The 24239-nt window shown below is 47.3% G+C and carries 28 protein-coding genes and 1 pseudogene; 23 read left to right on the forward strand and 6 right to left on the reverse strand.

What is annotated here, in order from left to right:
* Positions 1-78 precede the first annotated feature (78 nt).
* A complete protein-coding gene (locus DQW12_RS00410; RefSeq protein WP_113905746.1) occupies positions 79-612 on the reverse strand; it encodes a hypothetical protein in 534 nt (177 codons plus the stop codon).
* Positions 613-983: 371 nt separating this feature from the next.
* Here DQW12_RS00410 and DQW12_RS00415 point away from each other — a divergent pair, with 371 nt between their 5' ends.
* Positions 984-1490 (forward strand): outer membrane beta-barrel protein, encoded by a 507-nt coding sequence (locus DQW12_RS00415; protein ID WP_113905747.1) that lies wholly within the window; start codon positions 984-986, stop codon positions 1488-1490.
* A 172-nt stretch (positions 1491-1662) separates the two neighbouring features.
* Positions 1663-2094: pseudogene (locus DQW12_RS00420) on the forward strand (riboflavin synthase subunit alpha); the annotation flags it as partial.
* 19 nt (positions 2095-2113) lie between these two features.
* Here DQW12_RS00420 and DQW12_RS00425 read toward each other — a convergent pair.
* Together DQW12_RS00425 and DQW12_RS00430 are read right to left on the reverse strand one after the other, a co-directional pair.
* Positions 2114-2323 carry a CPXCG motif-containing cysteine-rich protein gene (locus DQW12_RS00425; RefSeq protein WP_113905749.1) on the reverse strand — a complete coding sequence of 70 codons (210 nt, stop codon included), beginning with the start codon at positions 2321-2323 and terminating at the stop codon, positions 2114-2116.
* Positions 2324-2481: 158 nt separating this feature from the next.
* Positions 2482-3369: an EamA family transporter gene (locus DQW12_RS00430; protein ID WP_113906572.1), complete on the reverse strand. Its 888-nt coding sequence runs from the start codon at positions 3367-3369 to the stop codon at positions 2482-2484.
* Between the two features lie 228 nt (positions 3370-3597).
* Here DQW12_RS00430 and thrS point away from each other — a divergent pair, with 228 nt between their 5' ends.
* The 7 genes from thrS (at position 3598) to ihfA (ending at position 10543) form a co-directional block, all read left to right on the forward strand.
* Positions 3598-5514 (forward strand): threonine--tRNA ligase, encoded by a 1917-nt coding sequence (gene thrS / locus DQW12_RS00435; RefSeq protein WP_113905750.1) that lies wholly within the window; start codon positions 3598-3600, stop codon positions 5512-5514.
* 5 nt (positions 5515-5519) lie between these two features.
* Positions 5520-6077: a translation initiation factor IF-3 gene (gene infC / locus DQW12_RS00440; protein ID WP_113906573.1), complete on the forward strand. Its 558-nt coding sequence runs from the start codon at positions 5520-5522 to the stop codon at positions 6075-6077.
* Positions 6078-6152: 75 nt separating this feature from the next.
* Positions 6153-6350 (forward strand): 50S ribosomal protein L35, encoded by a 198-nt coding sequence (gene rpmI, locus DQW12_RS00445; RefSeq protein ID WP_113905751.1) that lies wholly within the window; start codon positions 6153-6155, stop codon positions 6348-6350.
* Positions 6351-6365: 15 nt separating this feature from the next.
* The gene (rplT, locus tag DQW12_RS00450) at positions 6366-6725 is read left to right on the forward strand and encodes a 50S ribosomal protein L20 (RefSeq protein ID WP_113905752.1); all 360 of its coding nucleotides are present in this window, start codon (positions 6366-6368) and stop codon (positions 6723-6725) included.
* A gap of 133 nt (positions 6726-6858) precedes the next feature.
* Positions 6859-7839 carry a phenylalanine--tRNA ligase subunit alpha gene (pheS, locus tag DQW12_RS00455; RefSeq protein ID WP_113905753.1) on the forward strand — a complete coding sequence of 327 codons (981 nt, stop codon included), beginning with the start codon at positions 6859-6861 and terminating at the stop codon, positions 7837-7839.
* A gap of 15 nt (positions 7840-7854) precedes the next feature.
* Positions 7855-10245: a phenylalanine--tRNA ligase subunit beta gene (pheT, locus tag DQW12_RS00460; protein WP_113905754.1), complete on the forward strand. Its 2391-nt coding sequence runs from the start codon at positions 7855-7857 to the stop codon at positions 10243-10245.
* Position 10246: 1 nt separating this feature from the next.
* Entirely contained in the window at positions 10247-10543 is a 297-nt protein-coding gene (ihfA, locus tag DQW12_RS00465; RefSeq protein ID WP_113905755.1) for an integration host factor subunit alpha, read from the forward strand.
* A 91-nt stretch (positions 10544-10634) separates the two neighbouring features.
* On the opposite strand, the gene DQW12_RS00470 is transcribed toward ihfA, so the two are convergent.
* The 3 genes from DQW12_RS00470 to DQW12_RS00480 form a co-directional block, all read right to left on the reverse strand.
* Positions 10635-11303 (reverse strand): ChrR family anti-sigma-E factor, encoded by a 669-nt coding sequence (locus DQW12_RS00470; RefSeq protein WP_113905756.1) that lies wholly within the window; start codon positions 11301-11303, stop codon positions 10635-10637.
* A complete protein-coding gene (locus DQW12_RS00475; protein ID WP_370444348.1) occupies positions 11296-11919 on the reverse strand; it encodes a sigma-70 family RNA polymerase sigma factor in 624 nt (207 codons plus the stop codon). The genes DQW12_RS00470 and DQW12_RS00475 overlap by 8 nt, the downstream gene beginning before the upstream one ends.
* Before the next feature lie 90 nt (positions 11920-12009).
* Complete coding sequence (locus DQW12_RS00480; protein ID WP_113905758.1) at positions 12010-12597, reverse strand: LON peptidase substrate-binding domain-containing protein; 588 nt, start codon at positions 12595-12597, stop codon at positions 12010-12012.
* 278 nt (positions 12598-12875) lie between these two features.
* Here DQW12_RS00480 and DQW12_RS00485 point away from each other — a divergent pair, with 278 nt between their 5' ends.
* The 14 genes from DQW12_RS00485 to DQW12_RS00550 all read left to right on the forward strand — a co-directional run bounded on the left by DQW12_RS00485 (position 12876) and on the right by DQW12_RS00550 (position 24224).
* A complete protein-coding gene (locus DQW12_RS00485) occupies positions 12876-13856 on the forward strand; it encodes a YbgA family protein (protein ID WP_113905759.1) in 981 nt (326 codons plus the stop codon).
* A 2-nt stretch (positions 13857-13858) separates the two neighbouring features.
* Complete coding sequence (gene phrB / locus DQW12_RS00490; RefSeq protein WP_113905760.1) at positions 13859-15274, forward strand: deoxyribodipyrimidine photo-lyase; 1416 nt, start codon at positions 13859-13861, stop codon at positions 15272-15274.
* Complete coding sequence (locus tag DQW12_RS00495) at positions 15261-15701, forward strand: nuclear transport factor 2 family protein (RefSeq protein ID WP_113905761.1); 441 nt, start codon at positions 15261-15263, stop codon at positions 15699-15701. The genes phrB and DQW12_RS00495 overlap by 14 nt, the downstream gene beginning before the upstream one ends.
* Positions 15698-16435: an SDR family NAD(P)-dependent oxidoreductase gene (locus DQW12_RS00500; protein WP_113905762.1), complete on the forward strand. Its 738-nt coding sequence runs from the start codon at positions 15698-15700 to the stop codon at positions 16433-16435. Before DQW12_RS00495 ends, DQW12_RS00500 begins: the two co-directional genes overlap by 4 nt.
* 10 nt (positions 16436-16445) lie before the next feature.
* Entirely contained in the window at positions 16446-17753 is a 1308-nt protein-coding gene (locus DQW12_RS00505) for an NAD(P)/FAD-dependent oxidoreductase (protein WP_113905763.1), read from the forward strand.
* Positions 17740-18507, forward strand: a complete 768-nt coding sequence (locus tag DQW12_RS00510; RefSeq protein WP_113905764.1) for a DUF1365 domain-containing protein — start codon at positions 17740-17742, stop codon at positions 18505-18507. The genes DQW12_RS00505 and DQW12_RS00510 overlap by 14 nt, the downstream gene beginning before the upstream one ends.
* An 18-nt stretch (positions 18508-18525) precedes the next feature.
* Positions 18526-19794: an SAM-dependent methyltransferase gene (locus DQW12_RS00515; protein WP_113906574.1), complete on the forward strand. Its 1269-nt coding sequence runs from the start codon at positions 18526-18528 to the stop codon at positions 19792-19794.
* Positions 19755-20297 carry a DUF2878 domain-containing protein gene (locus DQW12_RS00520; protein WP_113905765.1) on the forward strand — a complete coding sequence of 181 codons (543 nt, stop codon included), beginning with the start codon at positions 19755-19757 and terminating at the stop codon, positions 20295-20297. Before DQW12_RS00515 ends, DQW12_RS00520 begins: the two co-directional genes overlap by 40 nt.
* Before the next feature lie 21 nt (positions 20298-20318).
* Complete coding sequence (locus tag DQW12_RS00525; RefSeq protein WP_113905766.1) at positions 20319-20852, forward strand: chalcone isomerase family protein; 534 nt, start codon at positions 20319-20321, stop codon at positions 20850-20852.
* Positions 20852-21385: a DUF3833 domain-containing protein gene (locus tag DQW12_RS00530; protein WP_113905767.1), complete on the forward strand. Its 534-nt coding sequence runs from the start codon at positions 20852-20854 to the stop codon at positions 21383-21385. Before DQW12_RS00525 ends, DQW12_RS00530 begins: the two co-directional genes overlap by 1 nt.
* 57 nt (positions 21386-21442) lie before the next feature.
* Positions 21443-21688 carry a DUF3912 family protein gene (locus DQW12_RS00535; protein ID WP_113905768.1) on the forward strand — a complete coding sequence of 82 codons (246 nt, stop codon included), beginning with the start codon at positions 21443-21445 and terminating at the stop codon, positions 21686-21688.
* Between the two features lie 157 nt (positions 21689-21845).
* Positions 21846-22601 carry a Nif3-like dinuclear metal center hexameric protein gene (locus DQW12_RS00540; RefSeq protein ID WP_113905769.1) on the forward strand — a complete coding sequence of 252 codons (756 nt, stop codon included), beginning with the start codon at positions 21846-21848 and terminating at the stop codon, positions 22599-22601.
* Entirely contained in the window at positions 22598-23356 is a 759-nt protein-coding gene (locus tag DQW12_RS00545; RefSeq protein WP_113905770.1) for a methyltransferase domain-containing protein, read from the forward strand. Before DQW12_RS00540 ends, DQW12_RS00545 begins: the two co-directional genes overlap by 4 nt.
* Positions 23349-24224 (forward strand): NAD(P)-dependent oxidoreductase, encoded by an 876-nt coding sequence (locus DQW12_RS00550; RefSeq protein WP_113905771.1) that lies wholly within the window; start codon positions 23349-23351, stop codon positions 24222-24224. Before DQW12_RS00545 ends, DQW12_RS00550 begins: the two co-directional genes overlap by 8 nt.
* Positions 24225-24239 lie beyond the last annotated feature (15 nt).

The raw sequence follows: 24239 nt of genomic DNA on the forward strand, positions 1-24239 counted from the left end.
AGCAAAAAAATGAGTGGAAAAGACACAATTAGGAGGCTGAAGCCTCCTAATTGTATTGACTTACTTGAAAAATCGCAGCTATTCAATAAAGATGCATTGTTTAATCCCGTGCTCGCACTCACTGTCCTCCATGAGATCGAAAACACCGTCATCCCAGTCCATGTTAGGGCGAAATATGAATTCTGAATACTGGCTTGCTTCCTTAAGATATTCAATATTTTCCTTTGCCCAGTCAATCCGATAAGAGGGCGCGTCATCGTCGAACTCTTTAGCCATTTCGACCATAAATTCAACTTGTTTTTCTAATGATGTAATAAGTTGAGCAATCACCTCGTGCTGGATCACCCAGCAGTAGGGGTATGCTTCAAGGAAAAGGCTTTCAGGCCCATGCTCGGGATTTTTCAGAACCTTTGGGAAATTGCCAATCCTTGGAAGTTCTTGATAATTGGCAGACAAATCAATTGTGAACCCGTACGTAAAAGCATCGTCACAAAGAAAAGCATTTGCACTATTTTCACTGTGGATATTTTGTAAGTCGGTAACAGGAACAGTTGATATTTGGAAAACGCCAAGTAAGTTCTTATCTCGCAATGTATCTATCAGCCCATACATCGGAGAAAAATATTTCTTTTCTGTTTCTATATCTAATGTAATGCCGCCATGATTAAGAATTATTTGTGTTGGTAATTTTTTGGAATAAGACGCTCATATTTTGCATCTAAATCTTCAGGCGCATCTGTGTTTTTCTCTTCTTCTGGGCTATTCATTGTCATCAAGTCTTCCCGAGTATTTTATGTAATATTATCAACAAGCTTATCTTCATGCTGGTAGAGTACGATTTCATGCGTAGTGTTTCAACAATAAAAGTGATCCGTACCAGTACAAAAGAGAGGTAGAAAAAAGTATAGTATTAATGCGCACCATGATAAGTGTCGTATATTGAAGTTAGAAATTTTAATGATAAATGATGAAAAGGAAGTTTTATGTATAAATACATTTTAGTCATGGCAATACTGCTTAGCGCTCCCATAATAGCAAGCGCTTCTGAAACAAGGCTAGGGTTCGGTGTTGGTGCTGGTTGGTGTAGTAGAGATAGTGGTGATAGTGAGGAGACGTGTTCGTCGCAAGAGTTTGTTAGAATTAGCATCGAGCAGGAACTTAGCTCACAATTTTCACTTGATTTTGTCGGTGACATCAAAGCATTGCAGTATGACGAACGTTTTAACAGTTTCGGCATTAATCTAAAATACGCATTTTCATCTTCACCAAGCTCAGCATATATCAAAGCTGGACCTCATTATTATGAACGCAGAGAACCTGCGCCAGGTTTATTTAATACTCAGGGGCGCTATGGCATAGGTTTATCAACGGCACTTGGTTGGCAGAAAAAATCAGAATCGAGAATGGGATACGGTGCTGAAGTTTGGTATCGCACTCTGGATATTATAGATGCGCATGGCGTATCGCTCTTTATAACTATACGGATTTAATTTATTTAGAACTAAGGAAGAAAAATGAGAGTGTTTAATATTTTATTTGGCTGTCTATTTTTAATTATATTTACGTCGAATGCTTCAGCTCGGGAAAACTGGGGCTATGTTGAGTCAATAGACTCAATAGATTCTGAAATTGTTGCTTCTTTAGAAAATTCATCGGCGACGGTTCGATATTATCGACGAGACCTTGCGGTTAACCAACCTTGGTGCGCTGGTTGTCGATGATTGGGTAAACTTCGAACGCTCGCTTACCTTTGGTGCAGAGCTCGGCGGCCATATTGTGTCTGGCCATATTCACGGTACGGCAAGGCTTGCAGAGCGCGTAGACACTGCGGAGAACTGTCGTTTGTTCCTTGAGCTTGCGCCGCAGTGGTTAGAATATGTGTTGCCGAAAGGGTTTGTAGCGGTAAATGGCGCAAGCCTCACGGTGGGTGAGGTAACGAAAACAGGGTTTTGGTTGCATTTAATTCCCGAAACTTTGGCAATAACCAACCTAAACGAAGCCACTGCAGGCACCTTGTTAAATATTGAAGTGGATCAACAAACCATGACTATTGTTGAAACCGTGAAAAAGGTGCTGGCGCAACAACAGCGCTAATGCCGCCCTTACTACGGTGCTAGTAGAGTTGTTCGTCGTCTGCATTTATGAGCAAATGCAGGCGATCATCGCCGGTGTTTAAAAACAAGTGTAGGTGAATGTCGCCACCGCATGCTTGGCATTCGTCTAAGTAGTCTTGCTCGTCTTCCGACAAGTCTACTGGAACATGAACATGGTGCCCACAATGGGGGCATGTAATGCGAGTGTCTCGTACACGTTCTTCGCTCATGGTGGCCTCCTCGGCGCCGCCTCAAACCTTTGTATGAGTTTAGCAACAGGACGCGGCTTTGCAGGCTCTCTACGGCAAAGAATATGTAAGCTATCGAGGATTCAATAAATTTTGTTTGTTGAAGCAAAGTTGGGTAGGCAAGTGCGGTGTTAAACGGCTTAGGCGAATAGCGCGACGATGCCGAGCATAGCAAACAGTGTTCCGCTAACTGCGCGCAGGCTGACACGTTTACCCTGCGCTGCATGTATGGCGAGTATAAAAAGAGGCGCGGTGGAAAGTAGCGTTTGCGCGATTCCCGGTGTTACGTGAGCAACAGCGATTTGTTGCAGCCATATAGCGCAAAAGGTTCCGAATACAATTGCAGTAAAAAGAGTTGCTAAATGAGTTTGCTGCAAGCCTTGGTAGGTGCTTCGCAGCAAACACGGTTTGACAATAAGAATACCAAGGGTGAGTGCAAGTGTGCCGCCCAAAATTCTTACAAAAGCGGCTTCCGCTGGAGCAACATTTGTTTGCTGAAACGCGTAAAAGGCCATGACCAAGCCAACGGCTTGGCAAAGTGCTGCGCCAATACCAAAGAAAATACCGGAGCGACTGAGCGGGGCTTTGCCAAGCGTTTGGCGCTCAGTGAGTACAATCATTACCCCGGTAATGACTACCGTGGCGGCAATACCTTGTAATAGGCTAATGGTTTCGGCGAGCACGAGCCATGCAATAACGGCCGCTAATGGCGGCGCGAGGTATTCAAACAAAACAGCGTGAGCGGGCCCGAGCCGGCGCAGAGCTGAGAAATAAAAACTGTCGCCGAGGGTAATGCCAATAATACCGCTCAGTGTCATCAGCAAGAAAATAGGAAGCTGCCAACCTGCTCCGGTAGCACTGGGTAGCAGCATAATGCCAAGCAGCAATAACGGTGTGGCGACCAAACCTTTGACTAAATTCAATTGAATAGAGCTTAAATGATGGCTGCTTTTGCTGTAAAAAAGCGTAGCGACAGCCCAGAGGAAGGCGGCGAGTAGGGCGGCAAGCTGGCCAAAATACAACGACATGAAGAACCCTTTAATAGAAATCAGCTGTGCATACAGGAGAAGTTGCGCAAGAGTAGCTTGAATTGAGCAGAAAAGGTAGCGCTTCGATTGCGTCAAAGCCTCATTTTCGTTATAGTTTCGGCTCTTTCTTGGGTTGAATTTGTAACGGCTTTTTTCGCCTCGTTCAGCCTGTTTGTGTACAAGTGGCACTTGGTGCGTGTCACCACTGTAAAAAAGGAACCTCATTTCATGCCTGTAATTACCCTTCCCGACGGTAGTAAACGCGAGTTTGCGCAACCTGTTTCTGTGCTCGACGTAGCATTCGATATTGGTCCAGGTCTTGCCAAAGCTACTGTGGCCGGTCGCATTAATGGCGAGTTAGTCGACGCCTGCGAGATGATCGAAAACGACGCGAAGTTGGAAATTATCACCCCAAAAAATGACGAGGGTGTAGACATTATTCGCCATTCTTGTGCGCATTTGCTCGGCCACGCCATTAAACAATTGTGGCCAAATACGCGCATGGCGATTGGTCCAGTTATTGATAACGGATTTTACTACGACGTTGATCTCGACCGTCCGTTGCATCAAGACGACCTTGATGCACTCGAAAAACGCATGAAAGAACTCGCCAAAACCGGTTACAACGTGGTGAAAAAGAAAGTGAGCTGGGAAGAAGCGCGAGAAGTTTTTGTGCAGCGCGGTGAGTCGTACAAAGTTGAAATTCTCGACGAAAACGTGGCGCGTGATGATCGCCCAGGGCTTTATCATCATGAAGAATACATTGATATGTGCCGTGGCCCACACGTACCGAATATGACGTTCTGCCAGCACTTCAAAATTATGAAAGTAGCGGGCGCATATTGGCGTGGCGACTCAAACAACAAAATGTTGCAGCGTATATACGGCACAGCGTGGGCTGACAAAAAGCAGTTAAAAGCGTATTTACAACGCTTAGAAGAAGCAGAAAAGCGTGATCACCGTAAAATTGGTAAGGCGCAAGACTTATTCCATTGGCAAGAAGAAGCACCCGGGATGGTGTTCTGGCACCACAACGGCTGGACCGTTTTCCAAGAGCTTGAAAAATATATTCGTGAAAAGCTCAACGAGTACGACTACCAAGAGGTAAAAGGCCCATTAATGATGGACCGCGTGCTGTGGGAGAAGTCAGGCCATTGGGAAAAGTTTTCGGAGCTGATGTTTACTACAGCGTCGGAAAATCGTGAATACGCAGTAAAACCCATGAACTGCCCAGGCCACGTGCAAATTTTTAATCAAGGCTTGAAGTCGTACCGTGATCTACCTTTGCGTATGGCTGAGTTCGGTTGTTGCCATCGTAATGAGCCGTCGGGTGCCTTACACGGCTTAATGCGCGTCCGTGGTTTTACTCAAGACGACGCCCACGTTTTTTGTACCGAAGCACAAGTGCAAGAAGAAGTGGCCAGCTGTATTCGCATGGTGTACGAAACTTACGCAACCTTTGGTTTTAACGAAGTAGTAGTAAAACTCTCTACTCGCCCAGAGAAGCGCCTCGGTGACGACGCCATGTGGGACCGCGCTGAAACCGCTTTGGCCGAGGCATTGAAAGCCAATGATATAGAGTTTGAGTACTTGCCTGGTGAAGGTGCGTTTTACGGACCCAAAATTGAATTTACCCTACACGACTGTATTGGTCGTGCTTGGCAATGCGGCACCATACAACTCGACTTTGCTTTACCCAATCGACTCGGTGCGAGTTATGTAGGTGAAGACAACGAGCGCCATGTGCCGGTAATGATTCACCGCGCCATTTTAGGGTCGCTCGAACGCTTTATGGGAATTTTGATTGAAGAATATGCTGGATTTTTCCCTGCTTGGTTGTCGCCAACGCAAGTTGTGGTAATGAATATTACCGACAAACAGGCCGATTATGTGAAAAACTTAGTGTCTGAACTGAAAAATCAAGGATTTCGCGCGACAGCCGACTTGAGAAATGAGAAGATAGGCTTTAAAATTCGCGAACATACATTAAAGCGAATTCCTTACTTGCTCGTTGTTGGTGACCAAGAGGTAGAACAACAGCAAGTAGCGGTGCGTACACGCCGAGGTGAAGACCTAGGTAAACTTGCAGTAACAGACTTTATTGAGAAGCTAAGTACGGAAGTAAAAGCACGCACTATTTCTTAAATTTGTTGGAGGAACGAACCATTAAAGGTGGAAGAAAAGGTCAAAAGGCCGATAAAACACGGATTAATGATGCCATTACTTGCCCTGAAGTGCGCTTAATTGACGCAGAAGGTGAACAGGTTGGTGTTACTGGGCTTAGCGAAGCACTACAGTTGGCTGAAGAAGCGGGTTTAGATTTGGTTGAAATCAGCCCAAACGCGGAGCCCCCGGTCTGCCGCATTATGGATTACGGTAAGTTCCTCTACGAGAAGAGCAAGCAACAAAAAGAAGCAAAGAAAAAGCAGAAACAGATTCAGGTTAAGGAAGTTAAATTCCGACCTGGCACAGATGAAGGCGATTACCAGGTAAAACTGCGCAACCTGCGTCGCTTTCTTGAGGGTGGTGATAAAGCAAAAGTCACCGTGCGTTTCCGTGGCCGGGAAATGGCACACCAAGAATTGGGTTTACAACTTCTGGAGCGGATTAAAGCCGACCTCGAAGATATTTCTCAATGCGAAAGTTTCCCTCGACGGGCTGAAGGGCGCCAAATGATCATGGTCATGGCCCCGGAAAGTAAGAAGTAGCAGAGGTTTACAAGTAAGGTACCGGTTTGGTCCTTCACCCTGTAACTCAATTGGCAACCAAATGCGGAGTTAGCAATGCCAAAAATGAAAAGTGTTAAAAGCGCCACTAAGCGCTTTAAGAAAACCGCTTCAGGCGGATACAAGTGCAAACAGTCTCACTTGCGTCACATTTTGACCAAGAAGAGCTCTAAGCGTAAACGTCACCTTCGTGCGAAAAACATGGTTCACAAAGCAGATGTGGCCCTTGTTGATCGTATGTTGCCTTACGCATAAGAGAGGAGATAGCAAATGGCACGAGTAAAACGTGGTGTGATCGCGCGTGCGCGTCACAAGAAAGTCCTGAAGCAGGCGAAAGGTTATTATGGTGCTCGTTCACGTGTTTATCGCGTAGCGTTCCAAGCTGTAACTAAAGCCGGTCAATATGCATACCGCGACCGTCGCGCGAAAAAGCGTCAATTCCGTCAATTATGGATTGTTCGTATTAACGCAGCGGCACGTCAAGGTGGTTTGTCATACAGCCGCTTTATCAACGGTTTGAAGAAAGCGTCCGTTGAAATCGATCGCAAGATCCTCGCTGATATCGCTGTTCATGACCAAGCAGGTTTTTCTGCTTTAGTTGAGAAAGCGAAAGAAGGCTTGTCTGCGTAAGCAGCATTCTTTATTTAGCGTTCTAGAAGGGAGCCTTTTGGCTCCCTTTTTGTTGCTATTCTGGTACAATTCCGCCTTTCAAAATTAAACTCGAGCAACAGCCGGGTTGGTATGGTAAACACAGAGGAATCTCATGGATTTACAAGCGATTCTAGAGGCAGCCCGCGCTGCTGTTGCAGCGGCAAATACGCCGGCTGAATTAGACGACGTTCGCGTTAGTTTTCTGGGTAAAAAAGGGCAAATGACTGAGCTTTTAAAAGGCTTGGGTAAGCTCAGTGCTGAGGAACGTCCGCAAGCGGGGCAGGCCATAAACGTTGCGAAAGAAGAAATTCAAGGCTTATTGAATGCGCGTCGCGACACCTTAATGGCCGCTGAAATGAACGCGCGGCTCGAGGCTGAACGCATCGATGTGAGTTTGCCGGGCACCGCAGTAAAACCCGGTAACTTGCATCCGGTAACACAAACCATTCAGCGCATTGAGCAGTATTTCGGTCAGCTCGGTTTTGCGGTTAAAGAAGGCCCTGAGGTTGAAGACGACTTTCATAACTTCGATGCTTTAAATATACCTACCAATCACCCAGCGCGGGCCGATCACGATACTTTCTATTTTACTCCGCACACGATGTTGCGTACGCAAACGTCGGGTGTGCAAATTCGCACGATGGAAAATGAACAACCACCGCTGCGAATTATTTCCCCAGGCCGAGTGTATCGTAACGACTACGATCAAACCCATACGCCAATGTTCCATCAGGTTGAAGGCTTAATGGTCGACACCGATGTTAGCTTTGCTGAGCTCAAAGGAATTTTACACGACTTCCTGCACCACTTTTTTGAGGAAGACTTAGAGATTCGTTTTCGTCCGTCTTACTTCCCATTTACTGAGCCTTCAGCGGAAGTTGACGTGCGCCGCAAGGGGGGTGATTGGTTAGAGGTCTTAGGCTGCGGCATGGTACACCCGAATGTGTTGCGGGCGGTGAATATTGACCCAGAACAGTACACAGGCTTTGCTTTTGGTATGGGTGTTGAACGCTTAACCATGATTCGCTACGGCGTAAATGACCTTCGTGCCTTTTTTGAAAATGACGTGCGTTTTTTGAAACAGTTTGGTTAAGGGAGTTTTGACACAATGAAATTTAGTGAAAAGTGGTTACGCGATTGGGTCAATCCTGCTCTTACAAGTGAACAATTAGCTGAACAACTCAGCATGGCAGGCCTTGAAGTAGATGGCTTAGAGCCCGTGGCTGGAGCGTTCAGTGGCGTTGTGGTGGGCGAAGTAGTAACCTGCGGCCGCCACCCCGACGCAGACAAATTGCAGGTAACCACGGTAGATGTGGGGACCGGTGAATTGCTCGATATAGTGTGCGGCGCACCGAATTGTCGTGCAGGCCTAAAAGTAGCGGTTGCAACCGTGGGTGCGGTTCTTCCGGGCGACTTTAAAATTAAAAAAACCAAATTACGGGGGCATCCGTCGCATGGCATGTTGTGTTCGTTCTCTGAACTGGGCATGGGCGATGATCATGACGGTATTGTTGAATTACCAACTGACGCACCAGTAGGAACCGATTTGCGCGAATGGTTAGACCTTGACGACGTAACTGTCGACGTGGATTTAACCCCGAATCGTGCCGACTGCTTGGGTATCCGTGGCCTAGCGCGCGAAGTAGGGGTACTGAACAACCTCGACGTAAACGCGCCGGAAGTAAAAAGCGTTGCGCCCAGCATTCGAGATACCTTAGCAATTGAACTTGAGGCACCTGAAGCCTGCCCACGTTACTTAGGGCGAATTGTGAAAGGTGTTGATGTAACGGCAAAAACACCACTTTGGATGAAAGAGAAACTACGCCGCAGTGGTGTGCGCTCTATTGATCCGGTGGTGGATATTACCAACTATGTTTTGCTTGAACTCGGCCACCCTATGCATGCCTTTGACTTGGCAGCAATAGAAGGGAAAGTGAGCGTTCGTTATGCCCACCCAGATGAAAAACTTACATTATTGGACGGTGAAGAAGTAAGCTTGCAAAACGATGTTTTGGTGATTGCCGACGCGCAAAAAGCCATGGCGATAGCAGGTATTTTTGGTGGTCAAGACAGCGGCGTTACCGCGGCAACGCGAGATGTGTTTTTGGAAAGCGCATTCTTTAGCCCCGCGGCCATTACCGGTAAAGCGCGTCGCTTTGGTTTGCACACAGACGCGTCGCACCGCTATGAGCGAGGTGTAGATCCTGAACTACAGCGCACGGCAATGGAACGCGCCACACAATTGTTGCTAGAAATTTGTGGCGGCGACGCAGGGCCGATTACGGAAGCGAAAAGCGAGGATCACATTCCAACTTTTACGATCGTAACTCTTCGTGCTTCGCGTTTGTTGAAAGTTTTAGGCGCAGAAATTGCACCACAGCAGGTAACTGAAATCCTTCAACGGCTTGGCTTTTCAACGAAGTTCAGCGACGAGCAATGGACGGTGAAAGTACCGGCATACCGTTTCGACATTGCCATTGAGGAAGATTTGATTGAGGAAGTGGCGCGGGTTTACGGTTATAACAACATCGCCTCTGCTGCGCCCTTGGCTCGTTTACGGATGTATCGCAACAGTGAAGCGAAGGTGTCGTTGCGTACATTGCAGCAGCGGGTTTTGGCGCTCGGCTACCAAGAAGTGATTACCTACAGTTTCGTTGACCCTAAGCACCAAGCGCTGCTGTATCCAAACCATACCGCGTTAAACTTACCCCACCCAATATCGGTGGATATGTCGTCTATGCGGTTAGGCTTATTGCCAGGGCTTTTAACAGCCGCAGGCTATAACCAGAAGCGTCAACAACCGGCAATCCGTTTTTTTGAAACAGGGCTTCGTTTCACACCTAATTCAGATGCGGAAAATGGCATTTTGCAGGAGCCGGTAATTGGCGGTGTTGCGGTAGGTTCAGAAGTTCCTGAGCATTGGAAACTTGGCAATGCGGCTGTTGATTTTTATCAAGTGAAGGGTCATGTAGAGAATCTTTTGGCGGCCAACGGCGCTACAAATGAATATTCTTTTGTCGCGTCGTCGAACCCCGCGCTTCATCCGGGGCAGGGTGCCGACATTTACCATAACGATCGCTATGTAGGCTTTTGTGGAGCGTTACACCCACAGTTCGACAAAACCTTTGGGATAAAAGGCCGTGCTTTTGTGTGGGAACTGAGTGTTGAAGCTATTTCGACACGTGCAATTCCTCGGGCAACAAGCATTTCTCGTTATCCGTCTATTCGGCGTGACATCGCTTTTGTAGTGGAACGTAGTTTAGCGGCTGGAGATGTATTAAATTCGATAGAGAAAGTTGGCGCGAATCATATAGTTGAACTACACTTATTCGATGTTTATCAAGGTGATAACTTACCTAGCGATAAACAAAGTTTAGCGATAGCGTTAACTTTGCAGGCAGCGGACCGGACCTTAACAGACGAAGACGTGAATGCGTCTGTGAATCAAGTGGTTACGGCATTAGAAACAGAATTTAATGCAGTGTTGAGGGATAGTTAATATGGCACTAACGAAGGCAGATATTGCAGAGCACCTGTTTGAGAAAGCGGGTTTGTCGAAACGTGAAGCAAAGGATTTGGTTGAATTGTTCTTTGAAGAAATACGGGCTGCGCTAGAGAACGGTGAGCAGGTTAAAATATCTGGTTTTGGTAACTTCGATTTACGCGACAAGTCTGAGCGACCGGGGCGAAACCCTAAAACAGGTGAAGACATTCCAATTTCGGCACGGCGGGTAGTTACCTTTCGACCGGGTCAGAAATTGAAAGCGCGTGTAGAAGATGCTGATATAAAACAATAAGCCTGAAACAGACGGCAAAGAAAAACCCGCTTCCTTTCGGAAAGCGGGTTTTTTAATGTGTTCAGATTCTTTCTTCTCGCTACAAAGAAAACTAGCGGAAGAACAAACTACTGAATGGATTCAGCAAGCGCGAAATTCCGGAAGTGAAGTGCAAGGGAGCGTCGAGTGCAGCCAGCGTTAGGCAGTCTTCGTCTTGCGTTTCCGGCGTATGGTGCTGTGAGCTATCCATCAAAATGAAGTCGCCATCGGTATATTCGTCACGTTCGTCGTTAAATACACCGTTCACCACCAAGGTCACTTCTTGCCCTTTATGGGTGTGCTCAGGTACACGGCTGCCTTTGTCCATATAAATTAAATTAATGCATTCGTCGCTACCGATGTCGATAGGCGCTCTTAGCATCTTGCCAGGAACCCGGCTCCAATGGCCAATTCGGTTTTGCTGGCGTGCCAAAGTAGGCGGTAAATTAAATAGCTTACCGTCCAAATTCAGCACATTTGAATAATCGTCGTTGCTTGCTTTTGGCGCGGGCGCTTGGCTGGTCATAATTTGCTCGAGCATAGCGTCCAGTGCATGGCTGTTTAACCGAGGCTTCGGCGCCTTGGTTAATTGCTCTGCCATAAGCTGTTCGGCGTCTAACACCTGCTTTTGGCAGTGTGGACACATGTCGACGTGAGTTGATATCACCACACTTAACGCTGGGTTAAGACTGCCCGCGGCAAATTGATGAATCATTTCGTCAGAAGGATGAAATTTAATCATGAGTTTCAATCATCTCTCTTAGTTTTTGAAGCGCAAGTCGCGTTCTTGATTTTACGGTTCCGAGTGGTATTCCTAATCCGTCGGAAACCTCTTGTTGCGACTTACCTTCCAAGTAAATCTGTTCAATTACTACACGCTGGTTGTCTGGCAACTGCTGATAATAGCTAGCAATTTGCTGTAGTAATATATTCTGGTCGAGGGCGTAGTCGTCGTCTAAGCCTTCGTTGGTTTCGGCCAATATTGGCCACAAGTCGTCGGCGCTTAGGTCATTTTGCCGATGCTTATTTTTCCGTAAGAAGTCGAACCGTATATTCCGCGCTATGGTAAAAATCCAAGTGGCGGGGGAACCTTTATCGGCTTTGAATAAGTGCGCCTTGTGCCAAACGTTTGTCATGGTTTCTTGCACTAAGTCGGAAGCGATTTGTTCATTGCCGAACTGACGCGTTCCATAGGCAAGTAGCCGAGGTGCGAAATACTTAAATAATTCGCTAAAAGCGGCTCTGCATTGCGTGGCGGCAATCTTGGAAAGAAGTCCCGCTAAGTGCTCGGCAGACTCAGTTCCGTCTGTCGGTACTGGGCTCGTAGTCATGTTTCGCGTATTTTCTTTTTGCTGCATAAGTTGCATATGTAGTCTACGCCTTAATGGTTGAAATACCAAACAATCTACCGTTATTTACGTTTACTACGTCCTCGGCTTCGTTAGGGATCAAAAGCACTCAAACAATGTACAAATATATTCAGATATTTTTTTCGGGCATTGCGACGATATCAGCTCTTGCTTCACGTTTGGGTCTAGGGGGAGTAACTCAAGCCAACGCCCACACAACCAGCGAATGTCGTCATAGTGCTTTTCTGGATAAAGTTCATCGAGCTCAGGATAGGTAGCAAAAACCTCTTCAAGCCTCGCCACCAGAGCCGGGTGCTCTTGGTCACACACAGGTGCTTGCCAAGGACTTTGCCACTCAATCTCGCCGATGCGCAAACCGTCTTTTTCGGTGTGAATGGACTTTATATTGAAGAGTTCCCCGCCCTCAATGGTAATGCCCAACATACCGTCGTTCAGCGCTTCAAAGTCAATGACCTGAACGTGCGTACCGACAGGGAAAATATGACCATTAGACTCCACATTACCTTGCGGATTTAACATGCATAAGCCAAAGCCGTTGTTCTGCTCGAACGACTCCTTGACCATGCGCAGGTAGCGTGGTTCAAAGATACGCAGTTTCATTCTACCGCCGGGCAAAATGTGCGCCGTAAGCGGGAATAATGGAAGTTGATGGGCTGCGCTGTTCATAATGTAACTTTGCCTTTTAATTAATCGATGCTTCTTTGCAGTAACTACGGCAAGATGAGGAAAGCGGATCTATTTGTTAAAAAATAGTGCCGCTGCTCGTACAGCAGAGCCAAGAAGCGGGAAAAAACCGTGCGTTTATAGAGGGAAACACCTAATCTACTTCGAACATTTAAACGTACTTCAATTTTTGCTGAGTAACTGAAGCGTAAAGTTCAGGATCGCAAAGCAATGAATAGCAAAGTACCAAATAGCAAAATACGGAATGAAAAGGCAATGAAATGGAACACACCAAATTGAGCGAAGCTGAACAACTGAAATCTTCTAAAGCCAAGGTAGGTATTAGCGCCTGCCTGCTCGGCCAAAAAGTGCGTTATGACGGTGGTCACAAAGGGTCTGATTTTTGCCAACACGCGCTGCATGAATTCGTTGATTATCTGCCGCTTTGTCCGGAGGTGGGAATAGGTATGACGGTTCCGCGGCCGACGATTCGCCTAGAGCGAGGAGGACAAGACGAGGTAAGAGCTGTAGTGCCGAAAACTGGACAAGATGTAACCGATGAGCTGAGTGCTTTTGCAGATCGATACCGCGACAAAATTGCACAGTTGAGTGGTTACATCCTTTGCGCTAAATCTCCGAGTTGTGGAATGGAGCGGGTTCGGGTTTATGAGCCAGGCGAAAAACATAATGTTAAAGAAGGCATGGGCATTTTCGCTCAGCGCCTTCAACAGCTCGAGCCCGCGTTACCAATGGAAGAAGATGGTCGTTTAAACGACCCTTTGCTGCGGGAGAATTTTGTTGCGCGATTGTTTGTCTATGCTGAGTGGAAAGCGCTTAACAAGCCTGTGAGTAAAAAGGACTTGTATCAGTTCCATACAAGGCACAAGCTATTGTTACTCGCGCACGATCAGCCGTTATATCGTGAGCTCGGACGGCTACTTGGAGACCTTTCTGAACTCACCTCGGCGTTTGCCGACGATTATATTTTAAAAGTAATGAATGCGCTTAAAGGCCCAGCTTCAAAACGTGACCATACGAATGTGCTGCAGCATGTGCAGGGCTATTTTAAGAACGACTTATCGGCCATTGAGCGGCAAGAATTAGCGGACATTATTCTACAGTATCGACAGGGTTTAGAGCCGCTATCAGCACCACTTACGCTAATCAAACACTATTTACGGCTGTTTCCTAAGCCTTATTTGTTGGGGCAAAGTTACTTTCAGCCTTATCCAAATGAATTACGATTAAGGTACGGGCTTTAATAATGAGTGCATTAATTTGGTACCGCCAAGATTTGCGGGTGCAAGACAATTTGGCAGTGGCACATGCTTGGCAAAATCATGAATGCGTACACGCCGTTGTAGCCATTACGGAAGTGCAATGGCAACGCCATGACTGGGCACCGATCAAGCGTGATCTTTACGAACGTCGGCTGAATGCACTTGCAGCAGAATTGGGCGCGTTAGGGGTAATATTGCATACTGTTGTTTGCGATACCGACAAGCAGCTACCGGCAGCATTATTGGCGCTCGCGCAAGAGCTGCACGTGGACGCGCTCTATTTCAATCGTGAATACCCGCTTAACGAAAAGCGTCGCGACAACGCGGTAGCCGCTTGGTTTGAGCAACACGGTAAGGCCGTTCATAAATTTGACGATTTGGTGGTGGTTGCGCCTGAACGTATTCAAACGGGTAGCGGCAGTTACTATAAAAAATTCACACCTTTTTATAAAACTTGGTTAAAGGTTGTTGCTGAGCAGGGTGTTTCTGCCCCAGAAAATCTAAAACCAAAGGGCGAACCGCTGGAGCCAACGCCAATTACCCTCTCTGGCGATAAACGCGACAGCTCAGCTTATGGTGCTGATACCAGCGACCTACAACAGCGTATGCAACGCTTTATTCACGAGCGTGTTCATCACTATAGTAGCGCCCGCGACCTACCAGCAAAGCCCGGAACGTCTTTACTTTCACCATATCTAGAGAATGGCGGATTGGGCGTACGCACGCTGTTGCGCGGGCTTGCTGAACAAGCGCCAGACTTCCCCTTTGGGCTGGGCAAGGGCGCCGACACCTGGTTGTCGGAACTCGCGTGGCGCGACTTTTACCAACATTTAATGTGGCATGTGCCGCGGTTGAGTTATGGCAAAGCGTTCATTACCGAGACCGAACAATTTCCTTGGCAACAAAACGATGCGCATTTTCAGGCGTGGGCGAGTGGCAAAACTGGTTTTCCTATTGTTGACGCGGGTATGCGTCAACTTGCTGCCGAAGGCTGGATGCACAACCGTGTGCGTATGATTGTAGCGAGTTTCTTTGTTAAAGATCTGCAGCTTGATTGGCGGTTGGGAGAGCGGTTTTTTATGCAAAATTTAGTGGACGGCAGTTTTGCGGCGAATAATGGTGGTTGGCAGTGGAGTGCGTCTACCGGCACTGATGCAGTTCCCTATTTTAGAGTATTTAATCCGGAGCGCCAAAGTGCAAAATTTGATCCCTCGGGCGAATACATTCGTAGATGGGTAAAAGAATTACAGCAAGTTCCAGTGAAGGAAATTCATGCGCCACATCGTTGGCTTCGTCAATATGACCGTAGCAACAACTATCCAGCTCCGATTGTGGATCACAGCGAAATGCGTGAGCAGTTTATTGAAACATTTAAGAAGGTAAAAAATGGCTCAATCTAAGCACGTACAGCGGCTTCAAGACTTCTACGCGCACTTTTCCTTGGACAAGTTGGCGCAACTTGGCGAGATTTATGCGCCGTCAATTCAGTTTGAAGATCCGATTGAAAAAGTCGAAGGTATAAAAGAGCTTAGTGACTACTTTCGCCATGGTTTAGGCAATGCCCAGTCGTGTTCTTTCCATTTTGAGCATGTACTCGAGGGTACTGAAAGCACATTTTTGGTGTGGACCATGGAGTTGTCGCACACTGCTATTAATAAAGGAAAAATGATTAGGGTGCCAGGAACCAGCTACATTCAGTTCGATCCTGATTCAGGCCTGATCACCCACCATCGCGACTTTTACGACTTAGGGGCCATGGTGTATGAACACCTTCCTGTTATTGGTTTTTTAATTCACCAAGTTAGAAAGCGACTGGAGTATAAATGAATATCTTAATTACAGGCGCTACCTCGGGTATAGGTCGTCAACTGGTTTTGGATTACAGTAAAAGCGGGCACCGGGTTTATGCGTGCGGCCGGTCACCCGACAAACTTGAAGCTTTGAAGAAAGACTGCGGTGAGGCAGAAGAGTACGTGCAATTGCTGCAATTTGACGTGACTGATCGCGAGGCGGTTCGCACCACCCTTGGTTCGCTTGAGCAGGTGGACCTCGTGATATTGAACGCGGGCGTTTGTGAGTACGTGAACGAACTCAGCGACTTTGAAAGCGAGCTGTTTGAACGTGTGTTTGCGGCCAACTACTTTGGTGTAGTGAATTGTGTAGACGCATTGCTCCCGAAGTTGGGTGCGGGTTCACGATTAGCGATTGTAGACAGTATGGCGCGGTTAATGCCTTTTACCCGCGCAGAGGCATATGCCTCGAGCAAAGCGGCGGTACACTACTTAGGGAACAGTTTAAAAGTAGACTTAGCACCACATGGCATTGCCGTAACGACCATATCACCGGGTTTTGTAGAAACGCCAATGACAGACGCAAATGACTTCGAAATGCCAATGAAAATAACAGTTGCTGATGCGTCGAAGGCAATTCAAAAAGGCCTAGCAAAGGGCAAGGCTCAAATTTATTTCCCCCGTGTTTTTGGTTGGATTTTACGGTTTATTCATAAGCTTCCGTTACGCTTGCAGATAGCTATTTCCCGCCGAATGAAAAATGCTCAATAAAGGACCTCGTATGCGAATTGCAATTATCGGCACAGGTGTTGCCGGACTTACTGCTGCTCATTTGTTACACAAAGACCACGACATTACCGTATTTGAAAAGAATGCAAAAATAGGCGGACACACAGCCACTGTAGACGTAGAAGTTGACGGCGAACAGTATGCAATAGACACGGGCTTTATTGTTTTTAATGACCATACCTATCCGCTGTTTCGCGCACTCATGCGTAGCTTGGGAGTACGGTGGAAAGACACGGAAATGAGCTTTAGTGTGCAAAATCCAACGACAGGTTTGGAATACAACGGGCATAACTTAAACACCTTATTTGCTCAGCGCCGGAATGTATTGAAACCTTCTTTTTATTCGTTTTTGAATGAAATAGTAACCTTCAATAAAGCGGCAAAAGCGGCACTCGAGAATGCCGAAATCGATGTGGACAACACCACCTTGGAGGCTTTTGTTGAGCAACTGGGGTTGAGTGCCCAGTTCCGCTTTAATTATTTGTTTCCTATGTGCGCCGCCATTTGGTCTGCTAGTTTAAAAGAGGCCTCGCAATTTCCCTTGGGTTTCTTTTTACGATTTTTCATGAATCATGGCTTGTTAAATATTAAAGACAGACCACAGTGGGCGGTCATCGAGGGCGGTTCGCGTAGTTACCTTGGCCCACTCACGGCAGGTTTTACGGATAAAATTAATACAAGCGCAGACATAACCGGTGTGCGGCGGACCGAAAATGGTGTGGTGATTCGCTTCAACAACAGCAACCCAGAGCTATTGTTTGATGAGATTATTTTTGCTTGCCACAGTGACGAAGCGTTGGCATTGCTTGACGACGCCACTACCGCGGAGCAAGAGGTTTTAGGTGGTATACCCTACCAAGCCAACGATGTTGTGCTGCACACGGATATTAACCAGTTACCAAAACGCAGAAGAGCATGGGCGAGCTGGAATTACTTGCTACCAGAGCAGCAAAATGGTGAAACACGGCCCGCAACGGTGACCTACAACATGAATATACTGCAAGGGTTAACGGTAAAACCGACATTTTGTGTCACACTGAATAACTCAGCGGCGATTGATAAAAACAAAATTTTACGTAGCTTTGTTTATCATCACCCGGTTTATTCACTGAGTTCCTTTGCGGCGCGTAAGCGTCGGAAAGATATCTGTGGGCAGAATAGAACCCATTTTTGTGGTGCCTATTGGTATAACGGCTTTCATGAAGACGGCGTGCGCAGTGCGAATGACCTTGCTGCGCGCTTTCAAGTGGCGGCAATTGCACCACAACCTAACGACGGCGTAATGCATGAGCACGAATAGATTAGACAGCGGTGTTTATTGGGGGGTAGTTCGCCATCGGCGCTATGTTCCCAAAGTGCACCGTTTTCAATACAAATTGACGCAATGGTGTTTGGCGCTCGATGAATTGGCCGAGGTTCAACAACAAAGCCGTTGGTTAAGTACCGAACAGAACAAGAGAGCACTGTTGCATTTTAAGCCGACCGATTACCTGCGCGATTATTACCAACCTTCGCAAGAAAAATTGCAAGACGCGGTGTTGCGTAAGATGTCGGAATTGCATGGCGAAACGCTTACCGGGCGTGTGTTTTTTCTCGGAAATATTCGAACCTTTGGTGTTTTTTTTAGCCCATTGAATTGTTATTTCTTGCAGACTGCCGCTGGCGAGTTCAGCCACATGCTTGCGGAAGTGAGTAATACACCGTGGAATGAGCGTTACTATTATTTAGTAGATCTCAATAATCAAAAAGAAAGTGAGAAACGTTTTCATGTATCGCCCTTTAACCCACTCGAAATGACGTATCACTGGCGTTTAAAGGCACCTACTGAGCGTGCACTTGTACATATTGCGGCTCACCGTGAGCAGCTTGAGTTCGACGCGACCATGACCTTAGAACGCAGAGCGTTAAACCGAAAGGAAATTTCTCGCGTATTACGTATACATCCGCTCATGACAACGAAGATTGTGATGGGTATTTATTGGCAAGCACTTAAACTCTTTATAAAAAAGGTGCCGTTTTACGGTCACAAAAAGGCGCAGCCAAACAACAACTAGGAATAAAGTATGACTCGTATGCCGCAAACAGACACAGTGGTCCAAGCGAATAGCAACGCAAGTTTAATGGAACGCAGTGCACGAAAAGTATTATTTCGTATTTTGTCGCACTTAAAAGTAGGGCAGCTCACCATTGTCGAAAATGGTGAGGTAATGGGGGTTTTCGGCAGTGCAAATAGCCAACCGCAGGCGCGGATTGAAGTGCATAACGCTCGTACTTATACCCGTTTTTTAACGCAAGGCGACATTGGTGCTGGTGAGGCCTTTATTGATAGTGACTGGACCAGCTCGGACGTAACCCAAGTTATTCGGTTGTTTGCTGCTAACTTGCATGCGCTCGATAGCTTAGAGCGTAAAGTAGGGTGGATGAGTTGGCCCTTGCGAATGATTGGTCATATTCGACGTCGGAACAGCAAGCGCAAAGCAAAAGAAAATATAGCTGCGCATTACGATTTAGGGAACGAACTGTATACACGTTTTCTCGATCAGCGTTTGCAATACTCGAGCGCAGTGTACCCGGCTCAAGAGGCAACGCTAGAAGAAGCGCAAACCTATAAATTATTTCGCTTGTGCGAAATGTTAGAGCTTAACGAAAACGATCAACTGGTAGAAATTGGTACCGGTTGGGGCGGCTTGGCTATTTATGCGGCGCAGAATTACGGTTGCCATGTCACCACGACCACTATTTCTGAAGAGCAGTATGCTTACGCCAAAGCGCGTATAGAAGCCTTAGGGTTGACCGACAAAATAACCTTATTGAAAGAAGACTATCGCGATTTAACCGGCACCTACGACAAGCTCGTGTCGGTGGAAATGATTGAAGCTGTGGGCGCGGAGTATTTGCCAGAGTTCTTCCGCAAATGTTCCAGCTTACTGAAGCCTGATGGGCGTATGGTGCTGCAGTCGATAACTATTGCCGACCAACGTTTGAAAGCTTACAACCGTAACGTTGATTTTATCCAAAAGCACATTTTCCCAGGTGGCTATTTGCCGTCAATGGAGCTGCTGGCAAAGATGTATCGCAAATACACCGACATGAATATTCGCTTAGTTGACGACATTGGTTTGCATTACGCGGACACTTTAAAAGACTGGCGTGTGAACTTTAACCAAAAATTGAACGAACTAGAAGCCTTCGGTTACGACGATCGTTTTTCTCGGTTATGGAATTATTACCTGTGCTATTGCGAAGGCGGATTCCGTGAACGCACCGTGAGTGCTGTACAACTAATGGCGACAAAATCACAATGCAAAGTCTCCTTAAAAGGGTGTCCTTACAACGCCTAGTTCATATTGTAGTATTCGACCTTGTATGGTTCGCAGCGGTAGCTGGGCGTGACCCGTGGTTGTGGGTAACCATTCCATTGATTGGCCTGATGTTCTTTGTGAACTGGAAGCCATTGCTGCTGAAACGTAAGTCGTTGCTGCTCTTTGTGCTATTGGGCTTATTCGCAGAGTGGTTGGTGATTCAACTCGGTGTTTTGCGTTTTACGGGGACCGAGGGCTTGCCGGCATGGCTTATTTGGCTTTGGATCGGCTTCGCGGCGATGGCGTTTACCGCGATGGACTGGCTCGGCGGCCGTTACATTGTGTGTGCGCTGTTTGGCCTTATTTTTGGGCCCATCACTTACTTGGCCGGTGTGGGCTTCGGTGCCGCTGAAATGCTGACCAGCATGACATCATTGGTAATTGCCTACGCACTGATGTGGGGTGGGTTAATGACGGTGTTCTGTTACTTAGCAGCACAGCATTCACGCGCGAACATGAACGAGCGCCAACCGGCTCCGTAGATGAAAATGTGAGGAGGAGTTATGTTTACCAACAAATGTGCTTGGCTTGTAGCGTTTTTATTGGCGGCAACAGCATCTACTGAAGCCCACTCAGCGCAGTGTTTAGAGGCGATCGACTTACCGCAGAAAGTGGAGCGGGTGGGCGAAACGCGCTTACGCGTTATGTTCTTTAAAGTGTACGACGCCTTACTGGCGACTAACACGGGCGATTTCCCCAATTACCAAACCTTAGCCCTCGAATTAAATTACTTACGCAATATCAAGGCTGACACTTTAGTCGACACCACTGCAGACGAATGGAAAAAGCAAGGTATCGAAGTAACAGCGGAACACGAGCAGTGGCTTACAACCTTGCGTTCTATTTGGCCCGACGTGCAAGAAGGCGACTGCTTAGTTGCGTTACACGAGCGCTCGCAAGGTTTGCGTTTTTATAATGCCAACGGTGAGTTAGGGATAATCGAGTCTGACACTTTCGCGGAAGACTTTCTCGCGATTTGGCTCGGGGAAAAGTCGAGCTTCGAGAAAAACCGCGATCAACTACTGGGAGTAGAGTGATGAATACAGTTTGGAAAATGGCCGCAATTGGCTTTGGTTTGTTGTTCTTGAGTGGTTGTGCTGCGCATATCGATGATTATGCAGACAGCACACCCACGCTGAAGCTTGAAGAGTTCTTCAACGGGCCGTTAGTTGCCTACGGCATGGTACAGGACCGTAGTGGTAAGGTTACCCAGCGCTTTGAAGTTGAAATGGTGGGTACTTGGGAAGGCAACGAAGGTGTTTTAGATGAACAATTCGTGTGGGACGACGGGCGCGAGCAAGAACGTATTTGGTATATCACCAAGGTTGGTGAAAATCGTTACAACGGCCGCGCCAGTGACGTGGAAGGTGTTGCTGAGGGCACAGTGCAAGGGCATGCATTGCACTGGGTTTATAAGCTTCAAGTACCGGTTGGAGAGCGCACCTTGAGTATTACCTTAGACGACTGGATGTACTTGCTCGACGAGCAGCGATTGTTGAACAAAACTGAAATGCGTTACTTTGGTTTCCGTGTTGGAGAAATAACGCTTTATATTGAGAGAAAGCTCTAGTTATTTTGCTTTAAGCCGATAGAATGGGTGTCTCTTCTTCGGCGAGGTTATGTTGTTATGCATCCGCAGGTTACCTTTATTTACAATGACCCTGATTTTCTCGGGCAAACTATTTTTGTAAAAAGAGGCAAGCACCAAGGCAAGCTCGGTATTGTGAAGCGCGTGTTGAACAGCGAAACCTTTGAAGTGTCTGGCGGCGACTTTGGCGCTGAGGCGGTTCGCTTTCAGCGTAAAGAATTTTTAGTGTACCGCTACCGTAAACTGAAAATGCGTGCTGATAAACTCCGGCAGCACGCTAATTAATTGCTTTTCAATCTCGCTTTTTCCTATTGTAGGTGCCGCTAAAAGAGTCGCCTCTGTGATATTATCCAGCTGTATTCAACGCCAAGTCATTTTCTTGCCAGTGTGTGACCAAGGTCTGTAAACACCTGGCATTGCTGCTGGAAAACGTGGAGACCTTATGCAGAGAGACGACTTACTTCACCAGCTCAATACATGGTTGCAACCTGAGCAAATCACAGATTACTGCCCAAATGGCTTGCAAGTGGAAGGTGCATCCGAAGTAACAAAAATTGTAACGGGGGTAACCGCAAGCCAAGCTTTGATTGACCGTGCTATCGAGGAAAATGCCGACACGGTTATTGTTCATCATGGCTATTTTTGGAAGGGCGAGAGCCAAGCCATTGTCGGCATGAAGAAACGAAGAGTTGCGGCTTTATTAAAAGCCGAGATAAATTTGATCGCCTACCACCTGCCGCTCGACATCCATCCTGAGTTCGGCAATAACGCGCAGCTAGCAAAATTATTAGGAGCGATTGATATATCGCCGATTCCTTTTGTGTCACCCGTAGGAGTTTTAGTGCAGGCCACTTTGAGTGAGCGTCCATCTGGGTTTCAACTCGCTGAAAAAATAGAATCCGTGCTAAAGCGTAAGCTAATAGCAAGTGAAGTGAACGAGCAGCCCATTCACCGTATTGCCATTTGCACCGGTGGTGGCCAAGGGTTTATTGAGCAGGCTGCACAAGCAGGCGTTCAAGCGTTTATTACTGGAGAGGTGTCGGAGCAAACTATTCATGTTGCACGGGAATGTGGCATTCAGTTTTTTGCGGCCGGGCACCACGCAACGGAGCGTTACGGTGTGAAAGCACTCGGAGAGAAAATTGCTGCGGAACTGAACTTACCGGTTCAATTTATAGATATAGACAATCCTGCATGAGCGATCGTGTTTTTAGCAGCGACGCTTTACGGTTTGCCAAAAATATTTACGACACGCCGAAAGGGCGTATTCGCCAAGCTGTATTGCAAGCAGACCTTGCTTTTTTACGTAGCCAAAGCCCCGAGGTACTCGACATAGGTGCAGGGCTTGGGCAAATAAACCAATGGCTCGCCCAAGGCGGCGCTCGCGTTACTCACGTAGACGCGTCTGCGGACATGGTTCATGAAGCGCAGCGCCGGCATGCCGAGGCAGGCTTAGCGGCGAGTTACAGCTACCAAGTTGCGCCGCTGCAAAATCTAACCTCGCTAGAGAAACAATACGACGTAGTGCTTTGCCATGCGGCATTGGAATGGTTAGACAATCCCTTTCAAGCCATTGCAATTGCATTCTCACGCCTTAAGCCGGGTGGCTGGCTTTCCCTCATGTTTTATAATCGACACGCAAAAGTAATGGCGAATATGGTTTTTGGTAATCATGACTATGTGGCGGCCGGTTTGCAGGTGAAAAAGAAAGTTCGTTTTAGCCCGGAGCAGCCGCTCGAAATTCAGCAAGTCCAAAGCTGGGTAGCGCAATTCCCGTGTACCCTCTATCGGCATAGTGGTATACGTTGTTTTAATGACTTTTTGAAAGAGCCTGAACGAATGAATGAAGCGCAGCTAGTAGCGTTGGAACTTAAGTTTAGACATACAGAGCCTTATCGTAGTTTGGGCCGATATCAACATTTCCTGATTCGCAAAGAGGGTGAACATGAGTAAGAAGCTAGCATTTATTGGCTTGGGCGTTATGGGGTATCCCATGGCTGGGCATTTGCAAAAGGCAGGATTTTCAGTTCAAGTATTTAACCGCACGGCGAGTGTAGCGGAAAAATGGCAGGCAGAGTTTTCAGGAGCTGCATGTGCCACGCCCGCAGAGGCCGCACGCAATGCTGACGTTGTATTTGTTTGCGTTGGTAACGACGATGATGTTCGTAGCGTTGTTTACGGCGAACAAGGCGTGTTTGCAGGCATGAAAGCTGGAGCGGTATTAGTGGACCATACCACGGCGTCTGCAGAGTTGGCGCGCGAGTTGAGCGCGGCTGCAGCGCAACGCGGGTTTCAGTTTCTCGACGCCCCGGTGTCTGGCGGCCAAGCCGGTGCAGAAAATGGTGCACTAACTGTTATGGTAGGGGGCGAAGAGTCGGTTTTAGAAAAAGTGTTACCTGCACTGAACTGCTTCTCGAAACATGTAGGGTGGCAGGGGCCGGCGGGGTCTGGTCAATTGGCCAAAATGGTGAATCAAATTTGTATTGCCGGTGTGGTGCAAGGGCTTGCGGAAGGCATGCAGTTCATTGCACAGGCGGGACTTGATCCAGAGCGAGTCATTGGTGCGATTTCACAAGGTGCAGCAGGCAGTTGGCAGATGTCGAATCGCTGGCAAACGATGAGCAGAGGTGAATATGAATTTGGTTTCGCCGTAGACTGGATGCGCAAAGACCTCAAATTAGCTTTAGAAGAAGCGCAACGTAACGGCTCGCGGTTACCGCTTACCGCTTTAGTGGACCAGTTCTATGGCGACGTACAAGCGCAGGGCGGCGCGCGCTGGGACACCTCATCGCTGCTTACGCGCTTTATTCCTGTTAAGTAAGCTCTGTTTAAGTAA

It is taken from the genome of Aliidiomarina celeris (assembly GCF_003316875.1).
Lineage (GTDB): Bacteria > Pseudomonadota > Gammaproteobacteria > Enterobacterales > Alteromonadaceae > Aliidiomarina > Aliidiomarina celeris.